Origin of the sequence: Arthrobacter ginkgonis (genome assembly GCF_039540195.1) — a bacterium.
In the GTDB taxonomy this organism is placed as follows: Bacteria; Actinomycetota; Actinomycetes; order Actinomycetales; family Micrococcaceae; genus Zafaria; species Zafaria ginkgonis.
Genome location: NZ_BAABEO010000035.1, coordinates 38,386 through 65,323 on the forward strand (window position 1 = coordinate 38,386; position 26,938 = coordinate 65,323).

Annotated in this window: 21 protein-coding genes, 1 tRNA gene and 2 riboswitches; of the genes, 16 read left to right on the plus strand and 6 right to left on the minus strand. The window is 70.6% G+C overall.

The features are described from left to right. The first annotated feature begins 21 nt into the window (after window positions 1-21). From ABD912_RS22480 to ABD912_RS22530, 11 genes are all read left to right on the plus strand, one after another. Window positions 22-717, plus strand: coding sequence for a metal-dependent transcriptional regulator (locus ABD912_RS22480; protein ID WP_345154546.1), 696 nt, complete (start codon window positions 22-24; stop codon window positions 715-717). A gap of 77 nt (window positions 718-794) precedes the next feature. Then, window positions 795-975, plus strand: a riboswitch (cyclic di-AMP (ydaO/yuaA leader). A gap of 120 nt (window positions 976-1,095) precedes the next feature. Then, window positions 1,096-2,118, plus strand: coding sequence for a M23 family metallopeptidase (locus tag ABD912_RS22485; RefSeq protein WP_345154548.1), 1,023 nt, complete (start codon window positions 1,096-1,098; stop codon window positions 2,116-2,118). A 132-nt stretch (window positions 2,119-2,250) separates the two neighbouring features. Next, window positions 2,251-2,399, plus strand: a riboswitch (cyclic di-AMP (ydaO/yuaA leader). 6 nt (window positions 2,400-2,405) lie between these two features. Next, window positions 2,406-3,206: a C40 family peptidase gene (locus ABD912_RS22490; protein WP_345154550.1), complete on the plus strand. Its 801-nt coding sequence runs from the start codon at window positions 2,406-2,408 to the stop codon at window positions 3,204-3,206. A 247-nt stretch (window positions 3,207-3,453) separates the two neighbouring features. Then, on the plus strand, window positions 3,454-3,951 hold the full coding sequence (locus tag ABD912_RS22495; RefSeq protein ID WP_345154553.1) for an HNH endonuclease: 498 nt from the start codon (window positions 3,454-3,456) through the stop codon (window positions 3,949-3,951). Then, window positions 3,948-4,709, plus strand: coding sequence for a molybdenum cofactor guanylyltransferase (gene mobA, locus ABD912_RS22500; protein ID WP_345154555.1), 762 nt, complete (start codon window positions 3,948-3,950; stop codon window positions 4,707-4,709). The genes ABD912_RS22495 and mobA overlap by 4 nt, the downstream gene beginning before the upstream one ends. Further along, window positions 4,675-4,959, plus strand: coding sequence for a DUF6457 domain-containing protein (locus tag ABD912_RS22505; RefSeq protein ID WP_345154557.1), 285 nt, complete (start codon window positions 4,675-4,677; stop codon window positions 4,957-4,959). Before mobA ends, ABD912_RS22505 begins: the two co-directional genes overlap by 35 nt. 5 nt (window positions 4,960-4,964) lie before the next feature. Further along, on the plus strand, window positions 4,965-6,266 hold the full coding sequence (locus ABD912_RS22510) for a molybdopterin molybdotransferase MoeA (RefSeq protein WP_345154558.1): 1,302 nt from the start codon (window positions 4,965-4,967) through the stop codon (window positions 6,264-6,266). A 151-nt stretch (window positions 6,267-6,417) separates the two neighbouring features. Further along, a complete protein-coding gene (fdhD, locus tag ABD912_RS22515) occupies window positions 6,418-7,323 on the plus strand; it encodes a formate dehydrogenase accessory sulfurtransferase FdhD (protein ID WP_345154559.1) in 906 nt (301 codons plus the stop codon). 124 nt (window positions 7,324-7,447) lie between these two features. Next, the gene (locus tag ABD912_RS22520) at window positions 7,448-9,808 is read left to right on the plus strand and encodes an FdhF/YdeP family oxidoreductase (protein ID WP_345154561.1); all 2,361 of its coding nucleotides are present in this window, start codon (window positions 7,448-7,450) and stop codon (window positions 9,806-9,808) included. 163 nt (window positions 9,809-9,971) lie between these two features. Beyond that, window positions 9,972-10,685 carry an alpha/beta fold hydrolase gene (locus tag ABD912_RS22525; RefSeq protein WP_345154562.1) on the plus strand — a complete coding sequence of 238 codons (714 nt, stop codon included), beginning with the start codon at window positions 9,972-9,974 and terminating at the stop codon, window positions 10,683-10,685. A gap of 120 nt (window positions 10,686-10,805) precedes the next feature. Beyond that, on the plus strand, window positions 10,806-12,680 hold the full coding sequence (locus tag ABD912_RS22530) for an ABC transporter ATP-binding protein (RefSeq protein ID WP_345154565.1): 1,875 nt from the start codon (window positions 10,806-10,808) through the stop codon (window positions 12,678-12,680). Here the strand turns inward: ABD912_RS22530 and ABD912_RS22535 are convergent. Next, window positions 12,677-13,078, minus strand: a complete 402-nt coding sequence (locus ABD912_RS22535; protein WP_345154568.1) for an NUDIX hydrolase — start codon at window positions 13,076-13,078, stop codon at window positions 12,677-12,679. The two genes, ABD912_RS22530 and ABD912_RS22535, sit on opposite strands and share 4 nt — an antisense overlap. Window positions 13,079-13,235: 157 nt before the next feature. Between ABD912_RS22535 and ABD912_RS22540 the strand changes: the two genes are divergently transcribed. Continuing rightward, window positions 13,236-14,480 (plus strand): ROK family transcriptional regulator, encoded by a 1,245-nt coding sequence (locus tag ABD912_RS22540; RefSeq protein ID WP_345154570.1) that lies wholly within the window; start codon window positions 13,236-13,238, stop codon window positions 14,478-14,480. Window positions 14,481-14,862: 382 nt separating this feature from the next. Here ABD912_RS22540 and ABD912_RS22545 read toward each other — a convergent pair. Then, window positions 14,863-14,939 (minus strand) — tRNA-Arg (locus ABD912_RS22545). Between the two features lie 79 nt (window positions 14,940-15,018). Beyond that, window positions 15,019-15,702, minus strand: a complete 684-nt coding sequence (locus ABD912_RS22550) for a hypothetical protein (protein ID WP_345154572.1) — start codon at window positions 15,700-15,702, stop codon at window positions 15,019-15,021. 84 nt (window positions 15,703-15,786) lie between these two features. Here ABD912_RS22550 and pcrA point away from each other — a divergent pair, with 84 nt between their 5' ends. The 4 genes from pcrA (at window position 15,787) to ABD912_RS22570 (ending at window position 21,480) form a co-directional block, all read left to right on the plus strand. Continuing rightward, window positions 15,787-18,183 (plus strand): DNA helicase PcrA, encoded by a 2,397-nt coding sequence (gene pcrA / locus ABD912_RS22555; protein WP_345154574.1) that lies wholly within the window; start codon window positions 15,787-15,789, stop codon window positions 18,181-18,183. A 245-nt stretch (window positions 18,184-18,428) separates the two neighbouring features. Next, window positions 18,429-19,592, plus strand: coding sequence for an ADP-forming succinate--CoA ligase subunit beta (gene sucC / locus ABD912_RS22560; RefSeq protein WP_345154576.1), 1,164 nt, complete (start codon window positions 18,429-18,431; stop codon window positions 19,590-19,592). A 20-nt stretch (window positions 19,593-19,612) separates the two neighbouring features. Next, window positions 19,613-20,533, plus strand: a complete 921-nt coding sequence (gene sucD / locus ABD912_RS22565; RefSeq protein ID WP_345154578.1) for a succinate--CoA ligase subunit alpha — start codon at window positions 19,613-19,615, stop codon at window positions 20,531-20,533. Between the two features lie 182 nt (window positions 20,534-20,715). Further along, window positions 20,716-21,480: a pullulanase X25 domain-containing protein gene (locus ABD912_RS22570; protein WP_345154580.1), complete on the plus strand. Its 765-nt coding sequence runs from the start codon at window positions 20,716-20,718 to the stop codon at window positions 21,478-21,480. Window positions 21,481-21,596: 116 nt separating this feature from the next. On the opposite strand, the gene ABD912_RS22575 is transcribed toward ABD912_RS22570, so the two are convergent. The 3 genes from ABD912_RS22575 to ABD912_RS22585 all read right to left on the minus strand — a co-directional run bounded on the left by ABD912_RS22575 (window position 21,597) and on the right by ABD912_RS22585 (window position 26,920). Next, on the minus strand, window positions 21,597-21,935 hold the full coding sequence (locus ABD912_RS22575) for a hypothetical protein (RefSeq protein ID WP_345154583.1): 339 nt from the start codon (window positions 21,933-21,935) through the stop codon (window positions 21,597-21,599). A gap of 337 nt (window positions 21,936-22,272) precedes the next feature. Next, a complete protein-coding gene (locus tag ABD912_RS22580) occupies window positions 22,273-25,566 on the minus strand; it encodes a DEAD/DEAH box helicase (protein ID WP_345154586.1) in 3,294 nt (1,097 codons plus the stop codon). 196 nt (window positions 25,567-25,762) lie between these two features. Continuing rightward, window positions 25,763-26,920 (minus strand): VIT1/CCC1 transporter family protein, encoded by a 1,158-nt coding sequence (locus ABD912_RS22585; protein ID WP_345154588.1) that lies wholly within the window; start codon window positions 26,918-26,920, stop codon window positions 25,763-25,765. Window positions 26,921-26,938 lie beyond the last annotated feature (18 nt).

Sequence of the window (26,938 nt, forward strand, 5' to 3'; positions counted from 1 at the left end):
ATCCCTACAGGAGTTCCAGCTGTGTCTGATCTGATCGATACCACCGAGATGTACCTGAGGACCATCCTCGAACTCGAGGAGGAGCAGATCACCGCCCTGCGGGCGCGCATTGCCGAACGCCTGGGCCATTCGGGCCCCACCGTGTCCCAGACCGTTGCGCGGATGGAGCGCGACGGACTCTTGGTGGTGACCGAGGACCGCCATTTGGAGCTGACCCCGTCCGGGCGCCAGCTGGCCACCGAGGTGATGCGCAAGCACCGCCTGGCCGAACGCCTGCTGGCCGACGTGATCGGCCTCGACTGGGAATACGTGCACGACGAGGCCTGCCGGTGGGAGCACGTCATGAGCGAGCGCGTCGAGCAGCGCCTGTACGACCTGCTGGGCCGCCCCGCCGACTCGCCGTACGGCAACCCGATCCCCGGCCTCGAGGCCCTGGGCGGGCCCGCCGTCTCCGGCTTCGCGTCCGGCGTGGAGAACCTGGACAAGGCGCTGGCCCGCGGCGTCACCGGACCGGTCGTGGTGGCCCGGTTGGCCGAGACGATCCAGGTCGACCCGGAACTCCTGGCGCAGCTGGACGACGGCGGCATCCGCCCGGGCGCGACGGTCACGCTGGAGCGCGCCGGAGACTACGTGGTGGTCCGGGTCGACGGCATCGAGGGGGCGCTGGAGCTCCCCTCGGAGGTCAGCGTGCATGTCTTCGTGTCACGCGCTGCTTGATAACGGAATTATTACTTTTACAAATCGGCCGCTATCTTAGATAGCGGAGGAGACTCGTTTCCTTCATCCAGTTCGAACGCCTAGCCCTGTCGGCGGACCGGATCCGTTCACGCATGTACGACAGGGGCGGAGGATCCACAAATTCCGGTGCGCGGTATTCCCCGCCGCAGCCTTGGGGTGAAGTCGGGTCCGTCTACGGGCTCGGCCGGGTTGATCTCAGACCCGAATCCGACAGCTAACTTCGCCGGCGCCTGAGAGGTTGTCGACTTGACGGAACAAAAGGTTTCCGGCCGCCGCCGTGCCGCCGGACCGCTGGACGCTGCGCGTCCGGTCCCCGCGCCAGCGGTCCCGAACGCAGCGCCAGCGGCCCGGAATATGGTGCCAGCGGCCCCCGCGGTGATTCCGGCGCGGCCCGGCGCCGCCCCCGCGGCTCCCCCCGCCGCGCCAGCGGCCCCCAACGCAGCGGCTCCCGCCGTTCCGCAGCGCCCGCGCGGCGAGTCCCGCCGCGCCGCGCAGCCGGAGGTCCGGCCCGCGGTGCCCACGATGGACCCGGACGCCGCCGGGTACGTTGGCCGCCGCTTCTCCACCTCCATGCGCTACAGCGTGCGGAATCCGGAGACCCTGCCGGATCCGGCCCTTGAGCTGCCCCAGCTGCCGGAAGCGGACCTCCCGGCCCAGTCCGCCGAGGCGCCCGCCAGCCCGGCCCCCGGCGAGCCCGGCAACGTCATTGCCTTCCCGCAGCGGTTCCAGCGCGACACGCTGGGCCTGAGCCACAAGATCGCCGCCGTGGCCGCCGTCTCCGGCCTGGCGCTGGCCGCCGCCTACCCCGCGCTCGGCGACGCCGCCGAGGATCGGGTGGCGAAGGCTTCCGCCGCCGTGGCGGATGTCACAGTTCCCGCCGCCGACGGATATGCCGTCGAGCGCACCGCCCTGACCAGTACGTTCTCGAAGGACCAGCAGCTCACCGAGCTGATGTCCGCGGCCGGTGGCGACGTCACCAAGGTGGAGACGGCGGGGGTCTTGGCCCAGCCGCTCGCCGATGTGCGGGTCACGTCCCGCTTCGGCGTCCGTCCCGACCCGTGGGGCGGCAGCGGCACCGTGACCCACATCGGGCAGGACTACGGCGTCGAATGCGGCACCGAGGTCAAGGCCGCGGCCGCCGGAACGGTCGTCCAGGCCGGCTGGGCCGGGCACTCCGGCAACCGCGTGGTGATCGACCACGGCAACGGGTTGCAGACCACTTACAACCACAACACCAGTCTCAAAGTTTCGGTGGGCGCAAAAGTGAAGCGTGGCGACGTGGTTTCGCTGAGCGGAACCACGGGCAACTCCACGGGCTGCCACCTGCACTTCGAAGTGCTCATTAATGGCAAAGCGGTGGACCCCGCGGGCTGGCTGTAACCGGAGAAATACCGTTCCGTGACCAGAATGTGACTTTCGGGTGATTTTCCGTTACCGTTGTCCGTGTGCTGGATCGGCAAGGATCCAACACCCTCGGGCGGAGTGCCGAACACTGCCACCGACCGAGGTCCGTTCGCAGAATCGCTTGGCAGTGGCGGGGGACCCACATTTTGGATCCGCAAGGATCCTTGGGGTTAAGTGTCCGGCCCGGAAACGGGTGGATGCCGAGTGACTCCCACTCGAACCCGACAGCTTACCTCGCAGGCATTGGGAGAGGCCTAACTAACGTGTCCAAGAGCCAAGTGCTGGGTCGCCACCGCGCGACTCCCGTCCGCACCAACCCGCTAGAAGCGATTTCCAAGGCCGTTGCGTCCAACGCCGGCTCGGTCGGCCGCCAGGCCGCCGTCATCGCAGCCGCTTCCGGCCTGGTGCTGACCCTGGGCGTTCCGGCCCAGAACACCACCGCCACCCGCGAGGCCTCCGCCGTTCCGGCCGAGGGCCTGAACGCCGAGCGCGTCGCCGTCAAGGCCGTCGCCGTTTCGAAGGACGCGGTCAAGAAGTTTTCGATCGAGCGTGCCGAGCTGACCTCCAAGCCTGCTCCGGCCCCGGTCGTCGCCGCCGTCGCGAACACCGTTTCCAGCAGCAACGCCTCCAGCAACGCGCTGGCCCCGACCACCCGCACCAGCGCGGGGGCCACCACCTCCGTCGCCTCGGCCAAGGTTTCCGCCTCCGTGGACACCTCCAAGCTGGGCGGCATCGCGGCCACCGCCGCCAAGTACGTTGGCGTTCCCTACGTCTGGGGCGGCGCCAGCACCTCCGGCTGGGACTGCTCCGGCTTCGTGAAGTACGTCTACGCCCAGCACGGCATCAACGTCGCCCGCGGCACCTCCGCCCTGCTGGCCTCCGGCCAGTTCGTGCGCACCAGCAGCCCGAAGCCGGGCGACCTGGTGTTCCAGAACGGTGGAGGCCACGTCGGCATCTACCTCGGCGGCGGCAAGATGGTCGGCGCCCAGAACCCGACCGTGGACACCATCATCCACGACGTCACCCGCAACCCGCTGTACGGGTACTACACCCTGCGCGGCTAGCACCACCCGCCTTGAGGCAGGATCCCCCTTTTGGGCGGGTCCTGCCTTCTTGCGTTTCCGGGGCCGGGGACAACGCCACATCCGGGCGAAATCCGGGTGAAGATTCCCCGATGCGCGTCCTGGAACCCTCCGGCAGGTGGCGCGAATCGCCGAGGGGACTAGGCTAGGATTCGATAGCCCATGCTGGATGCCGCGAGCGATGCGTCACCAAAGGGCCCGCGGCCCGTCAGGACAACGAGGAACGCTGATGCGAACCCTGGTACTGAATGCTGGATACGAACCGCTTGCGGTCGTCACCTTCCGCCGCGCCCTGCTGCTGGTACTGACCGGCAAGGCCAGCGTGCTGGCCGAGGAGGGCGAGCCCGTGGTTGGCCCGCGCGAGGTGCTGGGCCGTCCGTCAGTGATCCTGCTGCACCGCTACATCAAGGTCCCGTACCGCGAGGCGGCGAACGTCACACGGCGCGGGGTGCTGCGCCGGGACGGACACAGCTGTGGGTACTGCGGGCGCCACGCCTCCACCGTGGACCACATCCAGCCGCGCTCGTCCGGGGGCCAAGACACATGGGAGAATCTGGTGGCCTGCTGCCTCACCTGCAACAACGCCAAGGGCAACAAGACCCTGCGCCAGCTGGGCTGGACGCTGCGCACCGTCCCGACCCGGCCGCACGGGCCCCAGTGGTACATCACCGAACTGGAGCGCCCCGCCCCGGCCTGGACCGACTTCCTGCGCAGCGGGGCCGCATGAACTTCGACGCCGTCGTCGTTGCGGGCGGGCGCGGCAGCCGCCTGGGCGGGGAACCCAAGCCGCTGCTGGTCCACCGCGGAAAGACGCTGCTTGAGCACTCCCTGGAGGCGCTTGCGGAGGCCACCCGCATCGCGGTGGTCGGCCCTCCGGAGCTCTCCGCGGCCGTCTCCCGCTTCGCGGCCGCGGCCGACCCGCGGCAGCTGATCCTGCTCACCCGGGAACACCCCGCCTTCGGCGGGCCGGCCGCGGCCGTCGCCGCCGGGCTGCATGCGCTGGCCGAGGACACAGGGGCCGCCAACGCCTCGGGCGAATCCGACGACCTGGAACCGGAGGCGCGGGGCGAGTCGCCGCTGACCGTTGTCCTGGCCGCCGACCTGCTGGATCCCGGACCCGCCGTCGCCGGGGTCGTGGCCGCCGCCCGGAGCGGGTTCGACGCCGGCTCGGCCTGGGTGCCGGTCGACGCCACCGGCCGCCTCCAGCCGCTCAGCTGCGCCGTGGCCACCGACGCCCTGCGGGCCGCCGTGGGGGCCGCCGAGGCCGGCTCCGGAGGGTTGGCCCACTCCAGCATGATGCTCCTGCTTGCTAAGGTGCACATAGTCCGGCTGGCCCTGGACGGCATCGAATTCAATGACGTCGACACGTGGGCCGACGCCGGGAGGCACGGCATCGGCCGGCCGGAACGGAACGAGCGGCCCGCGGACGGGACCGCATCAGGAGGAACACGTGGCGGAACAGCCGGAACTGGAACCGTGGGTTAGGGAACTGCTGGAGGCGTTCGAGATCCCCGACGCTCCCATCGACATCGACGCGGTGCTGTCCCTGGCCGGCGTGGCGGCCCACCAGATCGTCCGCCCCGCGGCCCCCCTCACCACCTACATCGCCGGCTTCGCCGCGGGCCTGGCGGCCGGAAGCGGACAGGCTCCGGAAGCCGAGTCCGTGCGCGCCGCGGACCGCGTGGTGCGTGAGGTGTTGAGCCGCCGCGCCGAAGCCGCCGGACCCACCGATTGAGCCTGATGCACCAGGCCGAACCGGGCCGCCTGGCGGGCGCGGGCCCCGGACGCGAGTTGCCGGCGCACGACCTGCCCGTGCATGACCTGTCCTGGCCCGCAGCCCGGGAGGCGGCCAAGGAGGCGGGTGCCGGCCTGGCCGCGCACCTGCCCGGCCCCGAAACCGTGCCGCTGCCGGCCGCGGTGGGCCGCGTGCTGGCCGCCGACCTGCTGGCCCGCTACGCGCTGCCGCACTACGCCTCCTCCGCGATGGACGGCTGGGCCGTGGCCGGCCCCGGCCCGTGGAGGCTCCCGCCGGCCGCTCCCGCCGGCCACGGGGAGCCCCCGCCGCTGGAGGCCGGGCAGGCGGTGCCGATCCTCACCGGCGGCGCCCTGCCCCACGGCACGACGGCGGTGCTGCGCCGCGAGCGCGGCGCCGTCTCCGGTGAAGGAGGGTCCGGAAGCGAGGGGTCCGCGGACGTGCTGTCCGCCACCGAAGGCTGCGCCCCTTCCGAGGGGACCGACATCCGCCCGGCCGGCACCGAGGCCGCGGAGGGCGACCTGCTGCTGCCCCGCGGCACGCGCCTGAACCCCGGGGCCGTGGCGGTGGCCGCGGTCGCCGGCGCCGACACCGTCCAGGTCGCCGCACCGGTCCCGGTCCGGCTGGTGTTCACCGGCGACGAGGTCGTCACCTCCGGCATCCCCGCCCCCGGCCAGGTGCGCGACGCGTTCGGCCCCGTGCTGCCGGCCTGCGTTGCCGGGCTCGGCGGCACCGTGGACTCCACCGCGCGGATCGGGGACAGCATGGAGGCCACGCTGGAGGCCCTGGACGGGCCCGCCGCCCGCCGCGCCCGCATCCTGGTCACCACCGGGGGGACCGGCGCATCGCCGGCGGACCACGTCCGCCCGGCCGCCCGCAGGCTCGGCGCCGAATTCCTCGTCGACGGCATCGCGATGCGCCCCGGACACCCCGCGCTGCTGGCCCGTTTCCCCGACGGGAGGCTGCTCCTGGCGCTGCCGGGGAACCCGCTGGCCGCACTGGTGGCGGTGGCGACCCTGCTGGAACCGGCGCTGCGGGCAGCCGCCGGACGGCCGGCGTCGTACCCCGTGCCGTGCCGCGCGGCAGCGGACGCACCGCCCTTGCCGGGACGGCACCGGCTGGTGCCCGCGCGCTGGATCGGCGCCGGCGCGGACCGCGCGCTGGCCCCGGCCGAACACGTCGGCAGCGCCATGATGCGCGGGCTGGCCACCGCCGATGCCCTGCTGGTCATCCCGCCCGAGGGGCTGCGGCAGGGCGCGGACGCCGGGTGGCTTCCCCTGCCGTGGTAGCTTCGTATAGCGAGATGTAGGACACATTGCGCAACGGCGCACACGGGGCGGCGGGCCCACACGCAAGACGACAGGCCCGGCGCCCGCGGTGCGCCTTCGCACGGTGATCCGCAAGACCTAACCGGAAACTGAACCGGAGATGGAGGCGGCGATGGGCAGGCTGACCCGACGGCAGCGCGTGGTGCGCTTCTCCCTGGGCGATGCGCCGCGCACGCGCGAGGAGACCATGGCGGCGGAGGAGCCGCTGGAGATCCGGCTGGACGGGCGCGCGTTCAGCGTCACGATGCGCACCCCGGGGGACGACTTCGACCTGGTCGGCGGATTCCTGGTCGGCGAGGGCGTGGTCTCCGCCGCCGAGCACCTGCTCAGCCTGCGCTTCTGCGCCGGCGAGGACGAGGACGGGCGGCAGACGTTCAACGTGGTCGAGGCGCAGCTGGGACCGGGCGCCGCGGCCCCGGACCCGTCGCTGGACCGGCACGTGTACACCACCAGCTCCTGCGGGATCTGCGGGACCGCCTCGATCGACGCGGTGGCGAAGACCTCGCGCTTCGCCCTGGACCCGGAGCGCGGACGGGTGGAACTGCCGGTGCTGCTGCAGCTGCCGGAGACGCTGCGCTCGGGGCAGGCGCTGTTCGGCAAGACCGGCGGCGTGCACGCGGCCGGGCTGTTCAGCACGGAGGGGGAGCTGCTGTGCCTGCGCGAGGACGTGGGCCGGCACAACGCCGTGGACAAGGTGGTCGGCTGGGCGCTGCGCGAGGGCCGGCTGCCGCTGGCCGACACCGTGCTCCAGGTGTCCGGCCGGGCGTCCTTCGAGCTGGTCCAGAAGGCTTGGCTGGCCGGGATCCCCGTGCTGTCCGCGGTCAGCGCGCCCTCCTCCCTCGCCGTCGAGCTGGCCCAGCGCGCCGGAATGACGCTTGCGGGCTTCAGCCGCGGCAGCACCGTGAATGTCTACTCCCACCCCGAACGGATCATGGCCCCGGAGGCGGGCACCGCCCCTGGCCACACCATCCACGGCCAGGCCGCCCGCAGCCAAGGCAGCGCCGCCGGCCGCAACTGACGGGCCGACACCCAGGCAGCCCGGACCCACGCGGTCCACACCCCAGCAGTACACATCCCAGCAGTCCGCACGCGGGCAGGCCGCATCCAGCCGGTCCGCATCCGAAGCACGAACAGGAGACCGCATGAACCGCCTCGCACCAGTGGAGGACATCAACGAGGAGGACCTCCGGGTCGGTACGCCCAAGACGTCGGCGGCCGGCGTGAAGGCGGTGATGGTGGCGCTGGAACGCGGCATCGCGCAGGCGGGCGTCTCCCGCACGGTGCGGTCCATGCTGCGGGTCAACCAGCGCGGCGGCGTGGACTGCCCGGGCTGCGCCTGGCCCGAGTCGATCACCGGGGCCCGCAAACCTGCGGAATTCTGCGAAAACGGAGCCAAAGCCCTGGCCGAGGAGAGCACCACCCGCACGGTCACCCCGGAATGGTGGGAAGAGCACCCCATCGAGGTGCTGCGCAACAAGACCGAATACTGGCTGGGCAACCAGGGGCGGATCACCGAACCGGTCATCCTGCGGCCGGGGGAGGACCGCTACCGGCGGATCAGCTGGAGCGATGCGTTCGGGACCATCGCCGAACACATGCGGGCCACCACCCCGGACCGCTGCGTCTTCTACACCTCCGGGCGCACGGCCAACGAGACCGCCTTCATGTACCAGCTGTTCGCGCGCTCGCTGGGCACCAACAACCTGCCGGACTGCTCCAACATGTGCCACGAGTCCTCGGGCTCGGCAATGCGCCCGACCATCGGCATCGGCAAGGGCACGGTGTCCCTGGAGGACTTCGATCACGCCGAACTGATCTTCGTCGTCGGGCAGAACCCCGGGACCAACCACCCGCGGATGCTCTCGGCGCTGGCCGAGGCGCGCAAGCACGGGGCGAAGGTCGTGGCGGTGAACCCGTTGCCGGAGGCCGGCCTGCTGGCGTTCAAGGACCCGCAGAGGGTGAACGGCGTGGTGGGCCACGGCGACCAGATTGCCGACGAGTTCCTGCAGATCAAGGTCGGCGGCGACCTGGCCCTGTTCCAGGCCTTTGGGCACCTGCTCTTCCAGGAGGAGGAGCGTGCTCCGGGCACGATCGTTGACCGGGCCTTCGTCGAGGCCCAGACGGAAGGCTTCGAGGCCTACCGCTCCGCCCGCGCCGAGATCGACTGGGATCAGACCGAGGAGGCGACGGGGCTCTCGCGGCTGGAAATCGCCTCGATCGCGCGCCTGCTCGCGAAGTCCAAGGCCACCATCATCTGCTGGGCCCTGGGCGTGACCCAGCAGCCGCACTCGGTGGACACGCTGCGCGAGATCATCAACGTCCTGCTCCTGCAGGGCAACTTCGGCAAGCCCGGCGCCGGCGCCTGCCCCGTGCGCGGCCACTCCAACGTCCAGGGCGACCGCACCATGGGCATCTGGGAAAAGCCGACGGAGGACCTGCTGGCCGCGATCGATGCCGAGTTCGGCATCGAGTCCCCGCGCCACCACGGCTACGACGCGGTGGAAACGGTCGAGGCCTTCGAACGCGACGACGTGGACGTCTTCGTCTCCATGGGCGGGAACTTCTCCCTGGCGTGCTCCGACACCGCGGTAGTGGAGGCCGGCATGGAGCGCGTGGGCCTGACCGTGCACATCTCCACCAAGCCCAACCGCTCGCACGTGGTGCACGGGCAGACCTCCCTCATCCTTCCCACGCTGGGGCGCACCGACCGGGACGACAAGCACTCGGACGGCCCGCAGTTCCTCTCCGTCGAGGACTCGATGTCGGTGGTCCACACCACCCAGGGCCGCCTGGCGCCGGTGTCCGAGCACCTGCTCGCCGAGCCGGTGATCGTGGCCCGGATGGCCGAGGCCGTCTTCGGGCCGGAGCACCCGGTCGACTGGCGTGCGATGGCCGAGGACTACGACGTCGTCCGCGACCACATCGCGCGCGTGCTGCCCGGGTTCGAGGACTTCAACCGCCGGGTGCGCCAGAAGAACGGGTTCGTGCTTCCCAACCCGCCGCGGGACACCCGCACCTTCGGCACGGACATCGGCCGCGCCCGGTTCTCGGTCAGCCCGCTGGAGTACCTCAGCGCGCCCGAGGGGCACCTGGTCCTGCAGACGATGCGCAGCCACGACCAGTACAACACCACGTTCTACGGCCTGGACGACCGCTACCGCGGCATCTCCCACGGCCGCCGCGTGATCCTGGTGCACCCGGAGGACCTGACCGAACTGGGCCTGCAGGACCGCGACCTGGTGGACGTGATCTCCACCTTCCAGGGCACCGAACGGCGCGCCAACCGCTTCCGGCTGGTCTCCTACCCGACCGCGCGCGGCTGCGCCGCTGCGTACTTCCCGGAGGCCAACGCGCTGGTCCACCGCGAACTGGTCGCCCGCGAGTCCAACACCCCCGGCTACAAGGCAATGATGGTCAGGTTCGTCCCCCACACTGAGGAACCGGATCCTGCCTTTGACGAACGGCAAGCCGGGCGGGCCACCGCCGAGTTCCCGCCCAGCTGAATCCAACACGGCTGATCCCCAATCAGCTGATCCGCATCCCGCCGACGTGCGCCGCGCCTGACCGGCCCGGCGCACGCCGGTACCTGTCACCAGTACCGATCGCCGGCACGGGCCACTAGCATCGCCACCAGCACCGCCATCCGCACCACGAAGGAGCCGTCCGATGCGCCCGGTCCTGCTGCTGCCTGGAACCCTGGTCCCGGCCTCGGTGTTCGACGCCGTGGTCCCGCTCCTGGAGCGGACGGGCGCCTTCCGCCCGGTGACGGTCGACTGGATGCGGGAGGTGCCCGATCCCACGCTGGTGCGGGTGGCCGATCACGTCGTGGCGCTCACCCGCGGCGGGCCGCCGGTGATCCTGGTGGGCCATTCCACCGGGGCCGCGATCGCCGCCATGGCCGCCGTGCTGCACCCGGCCAGGGTCGCGGCGCTGGTGCTGGTCGACGGCGGGCCGAACATGGCCGCCCACGCCTCGATCGGGCCCATGCTGGAGGGCCTGCGCGTCGCCCGCTCGGACGCCGACTGGCGCGGGTACGCCGAACTGAACGTCTCCTCCGGGGATCCGGGGCAGCGGGAGGCCTGGATCGGGCAGATGGTCGGGTACAGCCGCTCCGTCGGCTCCGGCCCGGCCCTGAGCATCCTGGAAAGCCAGGCCGGCGAAGACTTCCTGGGACGCCCGCCCCTGGAGGGGGTGCCGGTGGAACTGCTCCACGGGGAACGCGACCCCAAACGCCGTCCGGTGGATTCGCGCGCCTGGACCCAACTGTTCCCCTCGGCGTGCTTCACGCTGCTCCCCGGGGTGGGCCACACCCCGCCCCTGGAGGCGCCGGCGGAGGTGGCTGCCGCCGTCGAGCGTGCCGCCGCCCGCTGCGGCGGCTGACCGCCGGCGCCGCCCGGGCACGGGCCCCCAGCGCCGGCGGGAGTAGACTCGTGGGCTGGATACGGGTATGAAGGCCCGGGGGGCTGCGGTCCGCCGGACGGCGCGGGAACGGGAACGAACATGAGCATGGAGGGTGCCGCCTGGAATTCGCTGTGGCGGATGTCCACGGCCAACAAGGGGCGGGCTTTCGCCCCGGGCACGTTAAAGCGCGTCATCGCCTTCGCGAAACGCTACCGGCGGAGGCTGGCGGGGTTCATCGCGGTCTCGGTGGTCTCCGCGGCGCTGGCCGTGGCCACCCCGGTCCTGGCCGGGCGCGTGGTGGACGCGATCGTCGCCGGTTCCACCGAATCGACGGTCATCGCCCTGGCCCTGCTGATCGCGCTCGTCGCGCTCGTGGATGCCGGTGTCTCCGTGGGGCTGCGCTGGCTCTCCTCCAATTTGGGCGAGGGCATCATCTACGACCTGCGCACCGCCGTTTTCGACCACGTGCAAAAGATGCCGATCGCGTTCTTCACCCGCACCCGAACCGGCGCGCTGGTCAGCCGGCTGAACAACGACGTCATTGGCGCCCAGGCCGCCTTTGCCGGGACCCTGTCCGGGGTGGTGAGCAATGTCGTCGCGCTGGCCCTGACGCTGGTGGTCATGCTCAGCACCTCGTGGCAGGTGACCGTGCTGGCGCTGGCGATGCTGCCGATCTTCCTCATCCCGGCCCGCCGCATGGGGGCCAGGCTGGCCTCGCTGCGCCGGGAGGCCGCGGACCACAACGCGGCGATGAGCACCCAGATGACCGAACGGTTCTCCGCCCCCGGCGCCACCCTCATCAAGCTGTTCGGCCGCCCGGACGCCGAGTCGCGCGAGTTCGCGGTGCGCGCCGCCCGGGTCCGGGACATCGGCATCAAGACCTCGATGCGGCAGTACCTCTTCGTCACCGCGCTCACCCTGGTCGCCGCGCTGGCCCTGGCGCTGGTGTACGGGCTCGGCGGCGTCTATGCGCTGCGCGGGCAGCTGGCCCCCGGCGACGTCGTGGTGCTGGCCCTGCTGCTGACCCGCCTGTACGCCCCGCTGACCGGGCTGGCCAACGCCCGGGTGGAAATCATGAGCGCCCTGGTGAGCTTCGACCGCGTCTTCGAGGTCCTGGACCTGGTCCCGCTCATCCGCGAAAAGGAGGACGCCGTCGCGGTGCCGGCGGGCCCCGTGGGGGTGCGCTTCCGCGACGTGAACTTCGGCTACCCGAGCGCCGACAAGGTGTCACTGGCCTCGCTCGAGGAGGTCGCCATGCTGGACAGCCGGGGCGGGCAGCAGGTCCTGCACGGCATCGACTTCGAGGTCGCCCCCGGCCAAACAGTCGCCCTGGTGGGCTCCTCGGGCGCGGGCAAGTCCACCATCGCCCAGCTGCTCGCGCGCCTGTACGACGTCGATTCCGGCGCCGTGGAACTGGCCGGCACGGACGTGCGCTCGGTGTCCTTCGCCTCGCTGCGCTCCACCGTCGGCATGGTCACCCAGGACGGGCACCTCTTCCACGAGAGCATCCGTGCCAACCTGCTGCTGGCCGACCCGAACGCGGACGAGGCCCGGCTTTGGGACGCCCTGCGCCGGGCCAGGCTGGAGGGGCTGGTCCGTTCCCTGCCGGACGGGCTGGACACCACGGTGGGGGAGCGCGGCTACCGGCTCTCCGGCGGCGAACGCCAGCGCATGACCATCGCCCGGCTGCTGCTGGCCTCCCCGCGCGTGGTCATCCTCGACGAGGCCACCGCGGCCCTGGACTCGACCAACGAGGCCGCCGTCCAAGCGGCCCTGACGGAGGCCCTCGAGGGGCGCACCGCCGTCGTCATCGCCCACCGGCTCTCCACCATCCGCTCGGCGGACGCGATCCTGGTGGTCGAGGACGGGCGGATCGTCGAACGCGGCACCCACACGGGGCTGCTCGCCGCGGGAGGACGCTACGCCGAGCTGTACCAGACCCAGTTCGCCGACCCGACCGGCACGGCCGCCTAACGGCCCAGCAGTTCGGGCAGCACGTGCTCGCGCAGCAGCGGGGCGATGTCCGTGCGGGCCAGCGCCGCCTCCGGGTCCTCCCAGACCATTTCTTCCAGCTCGGCGGCCACCCGGGGCTCGCCGCGCAGCGGCGCCCCGAACAGGTGGGCGTCGATGAGCGTGTCCGCCTCGTTGGCGGCCGGCCCGGTCCATGTTCCCAGCGGCTCCAGGTCGGCGGCCGGAACCCGCAGGCCCAGTTCCTCCTCGAGCTCGCGGCTGGCCGCCGCGGCGGGCGACTCGCCGGGTTCGGGCTTGCCGCCGGGCTGCATGAACATGGTGGTTCCGCGCTTGCGGACCAACAGGATGCGGCCGGCGGGATCGAGCAGGCGGACGGCTGAAACCGTAAGGATCGAAGGCATGTTCCAACCCTAGCAATCCGTCATTTGTCGGACACTTGACGAAGTTGTGGACCGCTGCCACTGGACCCTGACCGGGTAATTTTCGGTGCAAAGAATGGTTCCCGGCGCCCGTCGACCTGATAGCTTTACAAGCAATCAACAACAATCTGGAGACCACATGCAGCGGGGTACCAACCTAGGCCGGCTCGGGGATTTCAACCAAGCGGTGATTTTCGAATCCATCCGCCGCGCTGCGGAAGGGATCAGCCGCGTCGAGCTCGCGGAGTCGACGGGCCTGTCTCCGCAGACCATCTCCAACGTGGTGCGCCGCCTGCTCGACGAGGGGCTGGTCCGGGAGGACCGCACCGTCGTGTCGGGACCGGGCAAGCCGCGCACGGTCCTGGAGTTGGAGGCGGACCGGCTGCTGAGCCTCGGCATCCACGTTGATCCGGGGATGGTCAGCGTGGTCATGCTCGACCTGCGGGGTGACGTCGTGGTCTCCAAGCGCGTGGACGAGCCGTCCCTGGAGGATCCGGAGCGCACCATCGAGGCGATGGCCGCGGCCGTGGAGGAGTTGGTCGAGGCGTCGGGGCGGCCCCGCCAGCGCATCCTCGGCGTCGGCGTCGTCGCCCCCGGTCCGATGGACCGGGAGCGCGGTTTCCTTGCGGCCCCGCCGCTGCTGGACGGCTGGAACCACGTGGAGATCGTCGAACCGCTGCGCAGGCGGCTGGACATGGACGTCCTCCTCGAGAAGGACACGATCGCGGCCGCCATCGCGGAACTGTGGAAGGGTCCGGACCACGGGCGCGACAACTTCCTCTTTATGTACATCGGGGCGGGCATCGGGGCGGGCATCGTCGTCAACGGGGAGGTGCTGCGCGGGGTGAGCAACAACGCCGGCGAGGTCGGGCACTTCTCGGCCGGCATGGAATTCGTCGAGGACGGGGCGGAACCGTGCGAGGAATGCGGGAGGCTCGACTGCCTCGCCGTCGCCTTCTCCTTCACCAGGCTGGCTGGCTCGGCGCGCCGCCGCGGGATCGACCTGCCGGAGGAGCTGGATGCCACGGTGGCCGGCCGCGCAGCCGGGATGAACCGCCTCGTCGAACTAGCCCTGGCCGGCAACGAGGACGCCGAGGCCTTGATCGGCGGCGGCGCCCGGATGGTCGCCCAGGTGGCCATTCGCCTGGCCAACGCCCTGGACGTCGACAAGGTGATTTTCGGCGGCCCGCTGTGGTCCGCGCTGGAGGGCCGCCACCTGGGCGCCGTGGCCGAGGTCATCAACGCCGGGTTCGTCGCCCGGGACCTGCACGGGGTGAAGGTGGTGAGTTCCGACCTGGGGCACCTGGTTGGAGCGATCGGGGGCGCCTGCGCGGTGATGGACGCTGTGCTCTCCCCGAAGGCCAGCGCGCTGCTGCTGCACTAGGCGAGGAACCGGAAAGGCCCGTAACAAAAGGCGGGAAAGTGGATTTAAGTCAACGAGTATAGCGTGGCCCCCGTCACATTCGGACACCAGTAGAAATAGTTGTTCACCGGGTTGACTCCCTAATTCGAATAGCTTTAGATAATACGTATTGGCTCTGCGGTATCCGAACTGCCCATCAGGGGTCGCGTGCGAGTCTCAGGGGCCGCCACCGGATTGATGGGGGAACGGCGGTTCGGCTGTCGGGGGACAGAGCCAAGCCCGGCCGTCGTGCCGGAGTGTGTTGGGGATGTTTAAAGGGAGCCTTCCTCGCCACTCCGGCCGACGGCCCCTTTTTTGTTTGTGCCCGAGTCCTTCGGGCGGCCCGGGCCGTGCGCGGGCCCTGTGGTGCCCCTGACCGGAATCGAACCGATGGCCTACCCTTTAGGAGAGGGTCGCTCTATCCTACTGAGCTACAGGGGCGCGCCCGCGTGCGCGGACCTTCCCCATAGTAATCACAGCCAGGCCCGTGCATCCAACTGGGCCCCGGCTGCCCCACGCGCTAGCCCAGTCCGGCCTCTGCCCACTTCTGCCGGAAGGTCCGGTTGAAGGAGGCCAGGAGCACGCCGGCGGCCACCGCCACCGTGGCGAACAGCAGCACCCAGCCCGCGACGGTAAGGACGCTGGCCACCGCGACGGCCCCGGCGTCGACGGGAGACGCCGCCGCGGAGCCGAGCAGCCCATCGATGGCCGACTGGCCCCAGAACCGGACCACGGCGAAGCCCAGCGGCACCGCGAACAGCGCCCAGCGCAGGGCCCGGCGCCGCACGTGCAGGGCGATCGCCAGCAGCGTCGCGCCGGACAGGAACAGCGTGAAGAGCACGCCGGCGGTCTTGTGCACGTAGTTCAGCTGGCCCGCCGCGTCCGCGTCCATGGCCGCCCGGAGCGCCTCGACGTGGGCGGCGTCGAAGCCCCCGACGAGCTGGTCCGGCATCGCCAGTCCGGCGGAGAGGTCGGTCATCTGGTTCAGCACCAGCAGGTGGTAGTACCAGAACAGCAGGAGGGCCGCGCCGAAGCCGGCCAGCAGGATCAGGCCCGCGTTCGACGCGGACTGCTTCGGGGTCTGTTCCGCCGGGGTGGGGCTGCGCGGGACCATTGGCTGCTGCCCGGGTGCGGGCCGCTGCGGGGTGGCCGGCGCCGGGCGCCGCTTCTGCTGGGGGCGGCGCTTGCCGGACTTCTTGGACACGGTCTCGATCCTAGCGGGCCGGACCGGAGGGCCGGAGGGCGCGGCCGGAGCGCCACTGGCGCCGAACCGTAGACTGGAAGGACCATGGATTTCCTCTTCGACGACTTCACTGCCCCGGCCCGCCGTCCCGCGTTGCCCGATGCCGCCGCGCTGCTGGATGGGCTGAACCCGCAACAGGAGGAGGCGGTCAAGCATGCGGGTTCGCCGCTGCTGATCGTCGCCGGCGCCGGCTCAGGCAAGACCCGGGTGCTGTCCCACCGCATCGCCTACCTGTTGGCCACCGGCAGGGCCCGCCCGCACGAGATCCTCGCGATCACGTTCACCAACAAGGCCGCCGCCGAGATGCGCGAGCGCATCGGAGCACTGGTCGGGGACGTCGCCGACCGCATGTGGATCTCCACCTTCCACTCCTCCTGCGTGAAGATCCTGCGCCGCGAGGCGCCCGCCGTCGGGCTGAAGTCGAACTTCTCCATCTACGACTCCGCCGATTCCCTGCGGCTGGTCACCCTGGTGGCCAAGGGGCTGGACCTGGACCCCAAGCGCTTCAGCCCCAAGGCCATGCAGCACAAGATCTCGGCGCTGAAGAACGAACTGATCGACGACGAGGACTTCGCGTCCACCATTTCCGGGAACGACCCGTTCTCCTCCGCCGTGGCCTCCGTCTACCGCGGGTACACGCAGCGGCTGCGCCAAGCCAACGCGATGGACTTCGACGACCTGATCGCCCAGGTGGTGCACATTTTCCGCGCCTTCCCCGCGGTCGCCGACTCCTACCGGCGCCGTTTCCGCCACGTGCTGGTGGACGAGTACCAGGACACCAACCACGCCCAGTACGCCCTGGTGCGCGAACTCACCGGTCCCGACGGGCCGACCCCGCCGGGCGAGCTGACCGTGGTGGGCGACTCCGACCAGTCCATCTACGCCTTCCGCGGGGCCGACATCCGCAACATCGTGGAGTTCGGCAAGGACTACCCGGACGCGGAGACCATCAAGCTGGAGCAGAACTACCGCTCCACCCAGAACATCCTGTCCGCGGCCAACGCGGTGATCTCCCGCAACCCGGACCGGCCCGAGAAGCGGCTGTGGACCGCGGAGGGCGACGGGGCGGGGATCGTCGGCTACGTCGGCGAATCCGAGCAGGACGAGGCCCGCTGGATCGCCGACGAGATCCTGAGGCTCAACGACGAGGAGGGCATCCGCCCCGGCGACGTCGCGGTCTTCTATCGCACCAACGCCCAGTCCCGCTCCCTCGAGGAGCAACTGATGCGGGTGGACCTGAAGTACAAGGTCGTCGGGGGCACCCGCTTCTACGACCGCAAGGAGATCAAGGACGCGCTGGCCTACCTGCGCGTGCTGGTCAACCCGGACGACGACATCAACGTGCGCCGCATCCTTAACGAGCCCAAGCGGGGGATCGGCGACCGCGCCGAGTACGCCGTCGCAGCGCTCGCCGAACGCGAGCGGAGCAGCTTCATGGCCGCGCTGCGCCGAGCCGGGGACGCCCCGGGGCTGGCGACCCGCAGCCTCAACGCCGTCGCCGCCTTCGTGAAGATCATCGACGACCTGGCCGTCGTCGCCGAAGGCTCCGGCGCCGCCGCCTCGCTGGAGGCCGTGCTGGAGCAGACCGGCTACCTGGAGATGCTGCGCAAGAGCGAGGACCCGCAGGACGAGTCCCGCGTGGAGAACCTGGCGGAACTGGTGGCGGTGGTGCGCGACTACGAGCGCGACAACCCGGAGGGGTCGCTGGCCGAATTCCTGGAGCAGGTCTCCCTGGTGGCCGACGCGGATCAGATTCCCGCTTCCCCCACCGACGAGGAAGGCGCGGAGATGGCCCGCCGGGAAGGCGTGGTCACCCTGATGACCCTGCACACCGCCAAAGGCCTGGAGTTCCCGGTGGTGTTCCTGACGGGCATGGAGCACGGGATCTTCCCGCACCAGCGCTCCATGACGGACGAGAAAGAACTCGCCGAGGAACGCCGGCTGGCCTACGTGGGGCTGACCCGGGCCCGCAAGCGCCTCTACGTCACCCGGGCCGAGTACCGCAGCCTGTGGGGCCAGTCCCAGTACAACCCGGCCAGCCAGTTCCTCGAGGAGATCCCGGCACCGCTGATCGACTGGAAGCGGGAGGGCCGGGCACGGACCCCCCTGGGCGGGTTCGGCGGCTCGCTGCAGCGCGACTTCGCGACCAGCCGCTACGACAAGGGCTCCCACTGGGGGTCCGGGACCGGCGGGCGCCGTGCCGGCGACTCGGAGACCGCGACGCTGAGCACCGCCCCGACCGCCCGGGCGGCCGGCCGCGTCCAGCCGCAGAAGGAGATCATCGCCCTGTCCGTCGGGGACAAGGTCGGCCACGCGAGCTTCGGCGACGGCGTGGTGCTGGCACTGGAGGGAGCCGGGGACAAGACGGTGGCGAAGGTGAAGTTCGGGGACGCCGAAAAGCGCCTGCTGCTGCGCTACGCGCCGCTCACCAAACTGGCCTAGTCCGGCGGCCCGGAAGCGGCCGGCGCCAGCTGCCGGAGGGGCTTTGCCCTGCCGAAAATCCGCGGTTTTCTGCGGTTTTTCCAGGTTAAGTCTCTACCTTTTGTAGAACTGTGCGCTTCATCACGAAAGGGATACTCTGAATGGGGCGCCCAGCGCCTAGGGGCTAAAGTTCCCCATGGAGTCGCCGGCTACCGTCGGCACCCTCCGCAGTCAAGAACTACTTCGACGTAGAAGGACACAAGCACGTGGACCTGTATGAGTACCAGGCGCGCGATCTGTTTGAGGCACACGGCGTTCCCGTGCTTGCCGGCATCGTGGCGTACACCCCGGAAGAAGCCAAGCTCGCTGCTGAGAAGATCGGCGGCGTCGTTGTGGTCAAGGCGCAGGTAAAGGTCGGTGGCCGCGGCAAGGCCGGTGGCGTGAAGGTTGCCAAGAACGCGGACGAGGCCTTCGAGCACGCCTCCGCCATCCTCGGCATGGACATCAAGGGCCACACCGTCAACAAGGTGATGATCGCCCAGGGCGCCGACATCGCCGAGGAGTTCTACTTCTCCGTGCTGCTGGACCGCGCGAACCGCAACTACCTGGCCATGTGCTCCGTCGAGGGCGGCATGGAGATCGAGCAGCTCGCCGTCGAGCGCCCCGAGGCCCTCGCCAAGGTCGCCGTCGACCCGCTGGTGGGCATCGACCAGGCCAAGGCCGAGGAAATCGTCGCGGAAGCCGGCTTCTCCGCCGAGCTGGCCCCGAAGGTCGCCGACACGATCGTCAAGCTGTGGGACGTCTTCAAGAAGGAAGACGCCACCCTGGTCGAGGTCAACCCGCTGGTCCGCACCGGCGCCGGGGACATCATCGCCCTGGACGGCAAGGTCTCCCTGGACGAGAACGCCGACTTCCGCCAGTCCGAGCACGCTGCGCTTGAGGACACGGCCGCGGCCGACCCGATCGAGACGCGCGCCAAGGAACTGGACCTGAACTACGTCAAGCTGGACGGCGAGGTCGGCATCATCGGCAACGGCGCCGGCCTGGTCATGTCCACCCTGGACGTCGTCGCCTACGCGGGCGAGAACCACGGCGGCGTGAAGCCGGCCAACTTCCTGGACATCGGCGGCGGCGCGTCGGCCGAGGTCATGGCCAACGGCCTGGACATCATCCTGAACGACTCCCAGGTCAAGTCCGTGTTCGTGAACGTCTTCGGCGGCATCACCGCGTGCGATGCCGTTGCCAACGGCATCGTGCAGGCCCTGGAGATCCTGGGCGCCAAGGCCACCAAGCCGCTCGTCGTGCGCCTGGACGGCAACAACGTCGAAGAGGGCCGCCACATCCTGGCCCAGGCCAACCACCCGCTGGTGACCCTGGCGCTGGGCATGGACGAGGGCGCCGACAAGGCCGCCGAACTGGCGAACGCCTAAGGATTCAGGGGAAAAAGAACATGTCTATCTTCATCAACAAGGATTCCAAGGTTATCGTCCAGGGCATCACCGGCGGCGAAGGCTCCAAGCACACCGCGCGCATGCTGCACGCCGGCACCAACATCGTGGGCGGCGTGAACGCCCGCAAGGCCGGCACGACCGTCACCCACGGCGACAAGACCCTCCCGGTCTTCGGCTCCGTCAAGGAAGCCATCGCCGAGACCGGCGCGGACGTCTCGATCGTCTTCGTTCCGCCGGCATTCACCAAGGACGCCGTGGTTGAGGCCATCGAGGCCGGGATCGGCCTCGTCGTGATCATCACCGAGGGTGTCCCGGTGCAGGATTCCGCCGAGTTCTGGGCCCTGGCCCAGTCCAAGGTGGACGCCGACGGCAAGCAGATCACCCGCCTCATCGGCCCGAACTGCCCCGGCATCATCACCCCCGGCGAGTCCCTGGTCGGCATCACCCCGGCCAACATCACCGGCAAGGGCGGCGTGGGCCTGGTCTCCAAGTCCGGCACCCTGACTTACCAGATGATGTACGAACTGCGCGACCTGGGCTTCTCCACCGCCATCGGCATCGGCGGCGACCCGGTCATCGGCACCACCCACATCGACGCCCTGGCTGCGTTCGAGGCGGACCCGGAGACCAAGGCGATCGTGATGATCGGCGAAATCGGCGGCGACGCCGAGGAGCGCGCGGCCGAGTTCATCAAGAACAACGTCACCAAGCCGGTTGTCGGCTACGTGGCCGGCTTCACCGCCCCGGAGGGCAAGACCATGGGCCACGCCGGCGCCATTGTCTCCGGCTCCTCCGGCACCGCGCAGGCCAAGAAGGAGGCCCTCGAGGCCGCGGGCGTGAAGGTCGGCAAGACCCCGTCCGAGACCGCGCACCTGCTGCGCGAGGTCTACCCGGAGCGCGAAGAGCTCTCCAGCCTCTAAGGCTGCCCCGCGGTAGCCCCTTATAGCACGACGGCGGCAGGATCCTCCCCACGGGAAGGTACACCTGCCGCCGTCGTTCTTTTTATACATTCCCGTCTTCCATTCGAAACCTTGCTACGGCAGGCTAGAGTTGGGTCCGCTCGGGGAGCGTGCTCTGGATTGTTCTGTGAAAAGGGGATGGTATGGCGAAGGACTCGAAACTTGAGGCACGGCTGAAGGCGGTTCTGGACGGGTTGGCCGCGGCCGACCAGGACGGCGGCAATGCGAACGCGGGTACGGTGCTGTCCATGGCCGTGGCTGCGCACCCGTTCGACGAGCAGGAAGCGCACCTGCTCTCCGGCGGTGTTCCGCGCGGGTACAAGGCGCTCACCACCGCCACCGCGAAGCTGGTCAAGGCCGGATGGATGGTCAAGGGACGCAGCGGCTGGGCGATCACCGAGGAGGGGCTGCGCGCTTTGGTGGCGTTCCCCACCCCCGAGGAACTGGGTGCGGCTCTCGCCTCCGGCACCCCGGTGCCGGCCGGCACCGAACTCCCGGCCCCCGCGGAGGCGGCACCGGAGGCCGAGGTGGCCCCGGAAGTGGCACAGGCCGAGGAACCGGCACAGGGCGAGGAAGAGGCACCTGCCGGGGAGTCCGCTGGCCGCTCCGGCCAGCCGGAAGCTGTGGCGATTGCCGGCGACTTTGCCGCGCTGCTGGGCGGCGCGGCCGATTGGGCTCCCGAACTGGACGAGGTGCAGATGGAGTTCAATGCCCCGACACTCAGCTGGGTCCGCACCGTGGACCTGCCGGCCGGCACCTACAGCTTCAAGATCGCGCTGAACCGGTCCTGGGCGGAGAACTACGGCGCCTTCGGCAGCTTTGACGGGGCGAACCACGAACTCACCCACGAGGGCGGGACGGTAACGATCAACTACCGGCACGACACCAAGGACATCGCCATCGCCTAGCGATGGCCGGGTGCAGAACCGGTACGACGGCGGTGGGTGCGGTCCCTAGGGACCGCACCCACCGCCGTCGTTTTCGTTGCGCCAGACAGTCGTCGTTGTGTCAGGCCGCGAGGAGGTCAGGCGCGGAGCCGGAAGAAGGACGCGCCGCCGCGCAGGTGCCCGCCCGGGACGAGGACCTGGCCGAGGTCGGGGTTCCATTCCACGGCGAGCGGGCCCAGGCTCCCGGCGGCCTCGGCCAGCGCGTCGAAATCGGCGGCGGCCAGCAGCCATTCCAGCGTGCCGGCGGCGATGCGCACCATCCGGCGCTCCGGGCACAGCCGCAGGGTGGCGCCGATCCAGTCGTTGGCGAAGCGCGGGGCGCTGTGCGCCGAGACCGGCACGACCGGCTCGGGAACGAACGCCAGCGCGCGCGGCGCGGGAGCGGGGAGGGCGTGGGGCAGGGGACGTGCCGACATGGCAGGACCTTTCGGATCGCTCTTGCCCGCCGGCGGCTGCCGCACGGGCCGCTTCGTCATCCGAACCACCCCCCGAGCAAGTCGGGAGAAACAATCCGGGACGCGGAACGCGCCCCACCGCGGGGTTGGTGCATGGCCAGTCGGAGCTGTTCGCCGCCCGCGGGACCCCTGGAAGGGAAGTCCTGCGGGCGCGGGGCCATGTCTCGTGAAGCTGTGACCAGCCTAACCCGGGGCGCGGGCTCCGCGCACCCGCGTTCTCCGCCCGCCGTCATGCCGCTCAACAGTCCGGCGTTATGTTTCCCCGCAAGTCGGGGGCGGGAGGGGGCGGGGGAGCGGCTCAGTCCTTGAGGAGGTCCCGGATGTCCTGGGCGGTCAGGGCCGAGCCGAAGCCCTCGCCCTCGTCCATCACCGAGGAGATCAGCTGGCGCTTGGCGTCCTGCAGCGCCACCACCTTCTCCTCGATGGTGTCCTTGGCGACCATCCGGTACACCATGACGTTGCGGGTCTGCCCGATGCGGTGGGCCCGGTCCACGGCCTGGGACTCCGCCGCCGGATTCCACCACGGGTCCAGCAGGAAGCAGTAGTCCGCCTCCGTGAGGTTCAGCCCGAATCCGCCGGCCTTGAGCGAGATCAGGAACACGGGGGCCTTGCCCGACTTGAAGGCGTCGATCACCTCGCCGCGCTTGCGCGTTGACCCGTCCAGGTACACGTATTCCACCCCCTCGGCCTCGAGCCGTTCGGCGGCCTTCTTCAGGAAGGACGTGAACTGGCTGAACACCAGCGCCCGGTGGCCTTCGGCGAGCACGTCCTCAAGCTGCTCGAACAGGACATCCAGCTTGGCCGAGGCCACGCCGGCGTACTCCTCATCCACCAGCGACGCGTCCAGGGAAAGCATGCGCAGCAGCGTCAGGGACTGGAAGATCGTGAACCGGTTCTTGTCGATGTCCTCCACCAGCTGCAGGATCTTCTGCCGTTCGCGCTGCAGGTGCGTGTCGTAGATCCGGCGGTGCTTCGGCGCCAGCTCCACGTGCAGCACCTGCTCCTGCTTCGGCGGCAGGTCGGTGACCACCGCGTCCTTGGTGCGGCGCAGCATGAACGGGCGCACCCGCAGGCGGAGCCGTTCCAGCGACTCCGCCGCGCCCTGCTTTTCGATGGGGCGCTGGTACTGCTCGCCGAACTTCACCGCGGACGGGAACAGTCCCGGGGACACGATGGCGAAGATGGACCACAGCTCCATCAGGTTGTTCTCCATCGGGGTGCCCGTGATCGCCAGCTTGAACCGGGCGTTCAGGTCCCGTGCGGCGTGGTGGGCCTTGGTCGCCTTGTTCTTCACGAACTGCGCCTCGTCCATGATCAGGCCCGCCCACGCGATCTCCTGGTAGGCCTCCGCATCCAGGCGGAAGAGCGTGTAGGAGGTGACCACGACGTCGTGCCCGGCGGCCAGCGCGGCCAGCCCCTGCTGCGCCTTGGCCTGGGTGTCCCCGACGGAGGCCACGCGCAGCTCCGGGGCGAAGCGCGCCGCCTCCGCGGCCCAGTTGGAGACCACGGAGGTCGGTGCGACCACCAGGAACGGGCCCGGCTGGGAGGACTGCACGGCGTCCTCCGCCCAGCTGTCGCGGGCGTGCAGGATCAGGGCGAGGGTCTGCAGCGTCTTGCCCAGGCCCATGTCGTCGGCGAGGATGCCGCCAAGCCCGTTGCGCCAGAGCATGGCCAGCCACGCGAAGCCGTCGCGCTGGTAGGGGCGCAGCTGCGCGTTCAGCCCGGCGGGCAGCGGGACGGGCCCGACCTCGGCCAGGGCCAGCAGCGACCCGACGGACTCGGTCCACGAGTCCGGGGCCTCGGTGTGCGTGGCCAGGGCGTCCAGCTCCTCCCACAGGGAGGCCTGGTAGCGGGTGATGCGCAGTCCGTGCTGCTTGTCATGCAGCTGGCTGGCCTCGCCGACCAGGGCGCGCAGCTTGTCGAAGAGCGGCTGCTCCAGGGACAGGTAGGTGCGGTCCGTCATGAGCAGCTTCGTCTGCCCGCGGGAGAGCGCGCGCAGGATGTCCGCGTACGGGATGCGACGCTCGCCCACGGAGATCACCAGTCCCAGATCGAACCAGTCGCGCTGTTCCGACTCCACGGTGGTGACCGTCAGCTCCGGCGCCTCGGTCAGTTCGCGGTACGTGGGCCGCTCGCCGGCCGTCTCGACGCGCACGTCCTCCAGGGCCTCCAGCGCCGGCAGCGTGCGGCGCACGAAGTCCACGGTGTCCAGGCCGTGCAGCGTGCGCGGGGCCAGGACCTGGGTCTCCAGCACGGGGGACTGGGCCAGGACGGCCAGGGCCCGCTGCTCCAGCGCGGCCTCGGCCGCGGTGTCGCGGGTGTCCGCCTCCACGGCGACCGGCCCGTAGTCGAAGTCCCAGGCCAGGTGGGCGGTGTCCGCCTCGAAACGCACCGAGAGCTTGAGTTTCGGCGGCAGGATGGCCGGCAGCTCGACGGACGCGTCGGGGCTGGCGACGGCGATGCGCCGGCCCAGCCGCGGGTAGATCTTGGCCAGGAAGACGGGCACGTCGGAGGCCGGAACGGTGACCGTCTCGCGGCGGTGCAGCAGCTCCAGCTCGGCGGAATCGAGCCGGCGGCCGGTGGGCGCCAGCCGCAGGACGCCGCCGTCGAGCGCGTAGACCCCGTGGTTGCCGATCGCGCCGGCGGCCAGGTCGGCATCCACCGTCAGCTGCGCCCCGTCCAGCGCAACGGTCGGGGCCAGCTCGATGCCCGCCGCGGATCCGGCCGCCACCAACGAGACCCCCGCCGTGCCGCCGACCTCGATGTGCAGCCCGGGCTGGGTGCTGGTCAGTTCGATGCCCAGCGCGACGGTCTCCTTCAGCAGCGGCCACAGCAGCGGCGAGGAAAATTCGTCGAGGAAGAGCCAGTCGTTGTCCTCGCCGAAGTACAGCTGCCCGTTGGCGCGGTAGAGCGGGACGAACTGGCAGAACCAGCGGTGCTGCTCCGCGTCCAGGTTCAGGCCGTAGGTCTTGAAGCTGATGGTGTTCCAGCGCAGGTTTCCGCGCACCCACCGGCCGTTGCCGGACCGGACCATGGGGCGCACGCCCAGGCGCCAGCGCTGGGCGGCCGCCACCTGGCGTCCGACGCCGGAACCTGGGGCCCACTGCCGGTGCGCCTGGATGGTGGTGTCCTGCAGGTCGAACTGCAGGGCCATCTGCTGCAGCGGCTGCCGGTCGGCCCCGTGGGCCCGGGCGGCGGGCTTGGCGGTGGCCAGCAGTCCGGTCAGCGACTCCTGCCAGGCCGGGGCGGTGGCGGCGGTGTCCCGGAAGAAGACGTCCTTGGCCTGCAGGTGCAGGGCGTTGGAGTAGATCAGCAGGGCGGCGGCATGCTTGCAGCCGGAGCCCACGGGGCAGCTGCAGCTGGTGGAGGCGATGGTCCAGGCGCCCTTCTTGTCCGCCAGGCGCACCGCGGTGCGGTAGGGCTCCGGAGCCGATCCGGAGACTTGGCCGGAGAGCAGCTGGCCGGCGCCGTCCCAGCCGAATCCGCTGATCGTGGCAGCGTTGGCGTAGCCCTTGCCACGGGTGAACGCTGCGCCTCCCACCACGCGGAGGATCTCGCGGGCGTCGATGAGGGGAAATGCTGTTTCGGCCATCCTCCTATCGTTTCACGAGGACGGCCCCGGCCACCAAAGCGGGGTGTCGGCGCGGCGTCCTGAGCGCCCCCGCGCCGTGTAAGCGTGGGGCAGCCGGGTCCCTGCAAGAGAGCGGCCAGGGGTCCCCGTGTGCGGAGCGTGCGGGGCAGGCCGCGAACGGGCGACGAAGTCGACACGAAAGGGCCTGCCCCACGCGCTAGACGGCGGTGGTTCCGAAGAGCAGGCCCAGGCCGTAGGTGCAGGCGGCGGCCCCCAGGCCGATGCCCAACTGGCGGAAGGCGCGCTTGGACGGCGAGGCGCCGGAAAGCAGTCCCACCACGCTGCCGGTGAAGAGCAGGGCCAGGCCCACCAGGACGGTCGCGACGATGACGGCCGGCGCTCCCGTCAGCCCCAGGAGGTAGGGCAGGATCGGCACGATCGCGCCGGAGGCGAAGAAGCAGAAGCTGGCGGCGGAGGCGCCGAGGGCCGAGCCGACCGTCTCGTGCTCCAGCTCGTCCTCGTCCGCCTTCTCCGGGTGCAGCGACAGCGACGGGTCGCAGTCGCAGGAGAAGTAGCCCATGCGCTCGGCGGCACGGTGCTCCGCGGCCTCCTGGGACATGCCGCGGGCCTTGTAGACCAGCACCAGTTCGTTGGCGTCCAGGTCCAGGTTCGGGGCGGCGGTGAGGGTGATCTGGGTGGGCTTGGAGGCGGAGAGCAGTTCGCGCTGGGAGCGGACGGAGACGTATTCGCCCGCCCCCATGGACAGGGCGCCGGCGAGCAGGCCCGCGAATCCGGTGAAGAGGACCAGGGAGCTGGAGGCGCCGGTGGCGCCCATGCCCATGACCAGCGCCAGGTTGGAGACCAGTCCGTCGTTGGCGCCGAACACGGCGGCGCGGAAGTTCCCGGAGAGGCGGTTGCGTCCGCGAACGGCCAGGCCGCGCACCACCTCCTCGTGGACCAGTTCGTCGGCGGCCATCTGCGGGGTGGCGTCGGTGTCCTCGGCGTAGGGGGAGGCCCCTTCGGCGCGCTGGGCCAGCGCCAGGACGAACACGGAGCCGAAGTGGCGGGCGAGGGCACGCAGCACCACGCGCTGGGCGGAGGGGCGGGCGCGGCGGTGGGCGTGCTCGCCGAGCATCCGGTGCCAGTGCATCTCGTGGCGCAGCTCCGCCTGGGCCAGCCCGAGGAGGATCTGGCGTTCCTCGCCCTCGCGGCGGGCGGCCAGTTCGCGGTAGATGGCGCCTTCGGCGCGCTCGTCGGCCAGATACTTGCGCCAGCGCCGGATCTGGGCGTGGGTGGGGTTCCGGTGGGGGGCGACGGCGTCGCGCTGGGGGGAGTCGGCGGGTGACGGGTCGGCCGGTACGGTGTCCGGTGTCATGAATCAGTCCTCGTTCGG